Source organism: Halobacillus sp. (assembly GCF_049282395.1).
GTDB lineage: Bacteria > Bacillota > Bacilli > Bacillales > Halobacillaceae > Halobacillus.
Genome location: NZ_JBAPTY010000335.1, coordinates 1 through 5,748, shown reverse-complemented (window position 1 = coordinate 5,748; position 5,748 = coordinate 1). Strand labels below are relative to the sequence as shown.

Sequence of the window (5,748 nt, the reverse complement as noted above, 5' to 3'; positions counted from 1 at the left end):
TCTTGATATTCTTCTTGAGAAGTAGATGAAACATCACCTCCGTTCACGGTTAATAAACTAAGATGCTCTTTTTTATCTCCATAAAAATCGAAAGTTAAAGTCTTATATGGCTGCTGTACTTTAGGAGGGTGACTAAATTCAGCTTGTTCTATTTTAAATGGAAGTTCTGTCGGAAGCTGAGGATGAAAAGACAAATCCTCCGTTTTTTTGTTCAGTTCATCATTATCGAATTTTTGTAATCCACTTGTCGAACTACAACCCACTAAGATCACTGGTAAAGTTATGATGAATAATATTTTTTTCATACTATCTTCCCTTCTAATAACATGTTATGTATTACATTTATGAAAAACATTAGAATGGTTTCTACATGTTAAAAACATAGCTTGGAGCGTTTATATTCATTAACAAATCCCTCCTTAAGATTTAATACGAACAGAGCTTAATGAAGTTTCAAAAATGTGCATTTTGTCCGTTATCTCGAAACTGAGTCTTCAACTAACCTGCCCTTAACTTGAAGACTCAGTTTCAAGATAAATTTTAAAATGGTGATTATCCTTCAATATTTAAATCCTTAAAAAACAAAGCCTCCATTCAAGTTGTTGGTGCTATTTGAATAGTAAAGAGGATGATAATGACTGAATTATACAAATAAAAAACACCCCAGAATCAGTACTTACCAAGTACTATTCCAAGGTGTTAGAGTATCTTATTTATTTTGTTTAATCTAACTGATTATGCTGCGTTTTCTCTAAATAAAGGATGACGTTTCTTAAATGTTACGAAGAAGTATGTCATCGTAAGGATAACAGAACCAAGTAAGAAGATCCCTAATATTCCACTATCCTGCCACATAAGTTCGTAGTTTCCTTCTGATACCACAGCTTTCAGCCCTTCTACTGAGTAAGTCATAGGTAGAATAGGGTTGAGAATTTGTAGTGGTGCTGGGATAAGTTCTAGAGGGAACGTTCCCGCACTGGTTGTAAGCTGCATAATTAAAATTAAGATGCCGATGAAGCGGCCTGGATCTCCAAGAATAGTCACAAACAATTGAATAATCCCCATAAACGTTAAGCTTGTAATGATACTAAATAAATAGAAATAAGGTACGCTCTCAACTTCTAAGCCTAGACCATACAAAATAACAGTATCCGCTACAATTGCTTGAACAATCCCCGCTCCTACAAGTACACCGAATTTAGCGAAGAACCAACTCATTGCATTTTTAGGTGCTGCTACTGGATTACGGACAGGAAAAACAATGGTAATAAGGAGGGCACCGACAAATAATCCAAGAGATAGGAAATAAGGCGTGAAGCCGGTTCCGTAGTTTGGTACCTCGTTAACACTGTTTGTATCCAAGTCAACGGGTTTTGCAAACATCTTCTCTGTTTTCTTTGTGGTCTGAACATCATTCGCATTTGAACTTGCCTCTGATAAATTGGTTTCAAACTCCGACGTACCAGAAGTCAGCTCATTTGTTCCCTCAGAAAGATCTCCAGCTCCTTTAGCCAATTTTTGAGAACCATCCGTTAGTTGTTTGGAACCAGAAGAAAGCTGGTCCGTTCCGGTCTTCACTTCTGTCGCACCTTCAGCTAGTTTAGTTGCTCCTTCTGTGGCGCTTTCCAGTTTTTGATCAAAGGTTTGCATGCCTGAAAGTAACTGTTCTTCTCCTTTAACCAGCGAAGAGGCTCCATTATATAGATCGGTTTGTGCCGTATTGAGTTCTTCCGCTCCTTGATGCAGCCTGCTTTGAGCATCTGATAGGGAAGCCACTTTATCCGGCATAGATTTGGTTTGTTCCACAATTTGAGTTGAACCTTGGGCCAAATCAGAAGATGCGCCTGCTAATTTGCTTGCTCCTTCATTTAATTGAGCAAGTTGAGCCTGGATTTTTTGCTGTTGTTCCTTTGGCAGCTGCGCAATCACGGGTGCTAGATTCTCTTTCAAACTACTCATACCGTCAGAAAGAGAAGACGCCGATTCACTAACTTGGCTTGTACCATCTTCCATACTTTTTAGAGATGATACTAGTTGTTGGGAGGAGTCAGTTAATCCGTTAGATTGTTGTACTAGTTCTCCTAGTCCCTCCTCTAATTGAGACGCTCCATCGTTGGATTCGGCAAGGCCTTGTTGTAATTGATCAGCTCCATCTTTGGATTGAGACGCTCCATCAAGAAGCTGACTATATCCATCATCTAAAGCGACAAGGCCATCTGAAAGATCATTTGCACCCGAAGTGACCTGTGAAGCTCCTTCATGAAGGTCTTGGGCTCCGTTCTTTAATTCAATTTGTTTATCTGTAAAGGTATTGAGCTTATCTTCCAGGGTTGCAGCTCCACTATCCAGTTCCTCCGCCCCTGCATGAAGATCTTCTGCTTTTGAACTAGCGTCCGAAAGTCCTGCTTTTAAATCGTCAAATTTAGCAAACATAGCACTTGCATAGGTTTTAGTCATTTCATCAGCAAGCTCAGCTTTCATTTGCTCTGTGGCAGATTCCCCAATTTGAGCGGAAAGAAAGTTAAACCCTTCGTTTGGTACATATTTTAACTGGAGTTTCTTCGGATTGTCATCTAAGATGGTTGTCGCAGATGAGGAGAAGTTCTCCGGAATCTCTACAAGCATATAATACTTATGATTGCTTAGCCCATCATATCCTTCTTCTTTAGAAACCGATTCGTATTTGAAATCTCCACTATCCTCCAGATTATCAACAAATTCCTTCCCTACATCCAGTCTCCTATCATTAAATTCTGCTCCTTCGTCAGAGTTAACGATGGCTACGGGGAGTTGGTCCATACTTCCATAGGGATTCCAAAAAGCCCACAAAAACATACCACTATATATAAGCGGAATAAGTAAAACCGCAATAAACGATATGAATACTTTTCGATTTTTTCCAATGTGCTTCAATTCAGCAAGCCATAATTTAAAGGCATTCATGTAAATTCTCTCCTTCTAAATAATAAATGACTAAATCGTTCATTTGGTCATATCAGGGAAAAAGAAAAGGATCATCAAGATGGTGATAACCCTTTAAATACATACTCATCAAATAAGTGTAAAATCGTTCTTTCTCCTAACGGTTCGTGCCGCTCTTCCCAATCAATAATAAATGCTGTGTACAACTTCAACATCATATATGCCGTCATCTCTGGATCACACGGTCGAATATCTCCCACTGCTATAGCGTATTCAATTTTCTCTCGAAGATATCCCGTTATAAGACCCTCTACATTTAGGAGAGCCTCTTGTACAGCAGGTGTCCCCATTTCTTTTGCCTCTTGCACCATCTGCACCATCAATTGATGACGGCGACGATACTGCAATAGTTCATAAAGAGCAATATGCACGTTTTCTTTTAGCGAGTTGTTATCATCAATGACTGATTCGGCTTGGTTTTTCATTTCAAGTAATAGGTCTGAAATAATTTCTTGAAAAAGTTGCTCTTTATTCTTAAAAAAATTATAGATTGTGCCCTTCCCTACATTTGCCGCTTTAGCAACATGGTCTACTGTAGTCGCTTTATACCCAAACGTAGCAAACGATTGTTTTGCAGCATCCAGAATCTGAGTTTTTCTATCTGAGGACATTTTCCGCCTCCTGACCATTTGAACGATTTAGTCATTTCGTCTATTGACTATTATACACATTTTTACGTTTCTTTCAAGATGAAAATTTTAAAAAATGATTGTTGATTATGGTCTTCCAAATGTACTTTCAGTTTACCTCATCAGAAATCGGAGTCATAGTATTCATTCCTTGTCCATGTCATCTGATCATAGTTTTATTGAAACTGAAAAACCCACGCACTAAAAATAGTGTGTGGGTTTAAAAAGTTATTGTTTGTTTTCTTCTTTTTCGCTATCTAGAAACTTTAATAAGTCTCCATAAACGACTTTATCTGAATAACCAAGTTCTGTCTCTGCTTTTTCTTTCAAAGGAGCGCATGTTTTCGAGTCTATCTCTTCTCCTGACGATTTGTCATAACAGTGATTTCCTTCCTCCGCATAGACATACTCATCGGTTACGACACTGCCGTCTCGAAGAATGGTTGCACTTTCTCGATCTTTCTTAAATAGATCTGTCCCAAATTGAACGTCATTTTCCTGCTCTATTCCTAGTAAATGAAGAATAGTAGGTTTCAAGTCAATTTGACCGCCGACGGTCTCCATTTGTTTCCCTTCCATTCCAGGAATATGAATGATCAAAGGTACTTTTTGCAATTGAATGTGTTCAAACGGGCGTATTTCTTTGCCTAAAATTTCACTCATGGCTTCATTATGGTTTTCAGATATCCCGTAGTGGTCTCCGTATAACACGAAAATTGTATCTTCATATTCCCCTTGTTCTTTCATCATCTGGAAGAACTTCTTAATGGATTCATCTTCGTAGCGAACCGTTTGGAAATAACGGTCTACAGATCCATCACCCGTTTCAGCGGGCTCAATCATTTCCATATTTTCATTGTTTGTAAGATATGGATAGTGGTTCGTCATGGTTAAGAATTTAGCGTAATACGGTTCGTCCAATCCTTTTAGTTTTGGCATGGACTGCTCAAAGAATGGAATGTCTTTTAATCCGTAATTCACAGAGTTTTCATCCGTTACATCATATTCTCGTTTAGAGAAGTAGTGGTCATATCCAAGGCTTTGATACATTACATCACGGTTCCAGAAGCTTGCATGGTTACCGTGGAAGCTTACGGGCGTATATCCATTTCCCTTCAGAATTTCGGGTGTCGCGTTGAACTCATTACTTGCATTGGTTGTAAATACAGCTCCCCGTGGAAGTCCATATAAAGAGTTATCAATGATGAACTCAGCATCAGAAGTCTTTCCTTGACCTGTATTATGATAGAAATTGTCAAAATAGAAACTATCATCTTTAAGATCGTTCAGGAATGGTGTAATTTCCTGGTCATGTAACTTGCGATCAATAACAAAATTCTGAGTTGATTCCAGGGAAACAAGTACCACGTTTTTGCCTTTAGCCTTCCCGAAGTACTCTCCGTGTGCTCCCATTTTACCCTGCTGGGAGTTAACGTAGTTTAGCACCTCGCTCAATTCGTTACTATCCGCTAAGACACGGCGGGAAGAGGTTTTTGCCGTCATGACCGTATCGTAAACGTGATAGTTGTAGATACCAAGCAGCTTGACTAGCTTCGCCCGGTCAAATGTTCTTACTAGGAGCTGCGGCCGCTCCATTTCCGCAAGGCTTAAGTTGACCGCTGCAAACCCAAGGGAAGCAGCGAAAATCATCGCTATGGTACGTTTACGGAATTCAATCGTCGGATTCGTTTTCTTCACGACGAGCCAAGTAATTAATACAACAATATCAATCCAGTAAAGAAAGTCCATCGGTTGTATTAAGGCTTTAGCACTTCCGCCAAGATCACCGAAGTTCTTATACTGCATTAAGACCGGCAGTGTAATAAAATCGTTGAAGAATCGGTAATACACTACGTTCGCATAGAGAGTGAATGATAATAGGAAATAAATGGTCATAAATGCTTTGTTACGCCTTTTCGGTGAAAAGAAAAGAGAAAGTCCCAGGAAAAATAATAATGAACTTATTGGAGTAATGATTAGAATAAATTGCTGAATGCCATTTTCAATATCTAAAGTAAATGAAGATTGCAGAGCGTAGTAAGTCTTTGCCCAAAGAAATAGAGAAGCGATGACAAAGAAAAACCAGCCCTTCGTTAATAAATTTTCTTTTTGGTTAAACATGATTAACCTCCTGATG

The 5,748-nt window shown here is 38.8% G+C and carries 4 protein-coding genes; all 4 read right to left on the bottom strand.

Features of this window, described 5'->3' with window-relative positions; all coding sequences use genetic code 11:
- Nucleotides 1-305: membrane lipoprotein lipid attachment site-containing protein (locus WAM07_RS14180; protein ID WP_422167863.1), on the bottom strand; the 305-nt coding region annotated here is incomplete at its 3' end.
- A 430-nt stretch (nucleotides 306-735) separates the two neighbouring features.
- Nucleotides 736-2,943 (bottom strand): YhgE/Pip family protein, encoded by a 2,208-nt coding sequence (locus WAM07_RS14175; protein ID WP_422167861.1) that lies wholly within the window; start codon nucleotides 2,941-2,943, stop codon nucleotides 736-738.
- Between the two features lie 74 nt (nucleotides 2,944-3,017).
- The gene (locus tag WAM07_RS14170) at nucleotides 3,018-3,593 is read right to left on the bottom strand and encodes a TetR/AcrR family transcriptional regulator (protein WP_422167859.1); all 576 of its coding nucleotides are present in this window, start codon (nucleotides 3,591-3,593) and stop codon (nucleotides 3,018-3,020) included.
- 246 nt (nucleotides 3,594-3,839) lie between these two features.
- Nucleotides 3,840-5,732 carry an LTA synthase family protein gene (locus WAM07_RS14165; RefSeq protein ID WP_422167857.1) on the bottom strand — a complete coding sequence of 631 codons (1,893 nt, stop codon included), beginning with the start codon at nucleotides 5,730-5,732 and terminating at the stop codon, nucleotides 3,840-3,842.
- Nucleotides 5,733-5,748: the final 16 nt, after the last annotated feature.

What these genes read in the sequence shown, in the direction of transcription:
- WAM07_RS14165 (WP_422167857.1), bottom strand. Translation starts at nt 5,732, where the DNA reads ATGTTTAACCAAAAAGAAAATTTATTAACGAAGGGCTGGTTTTTCTTT.
- WAM07_RS14175 (WP_422167861.1), bottom strand. Translation starts at nt 2,943, where the DNA reads ATGAATGCCTTTAAATTATGGCTTGCTGAATTGAAGCACATTGGAAAA.
- WAM07_RS14170 (WP_422167859.1), bottom strand. Translation starts at nt 3,593, where the DNA reads ATGTCCTCAGATAGAAAAACTCAGATTCTGGATGCTGCAAAACAATCG.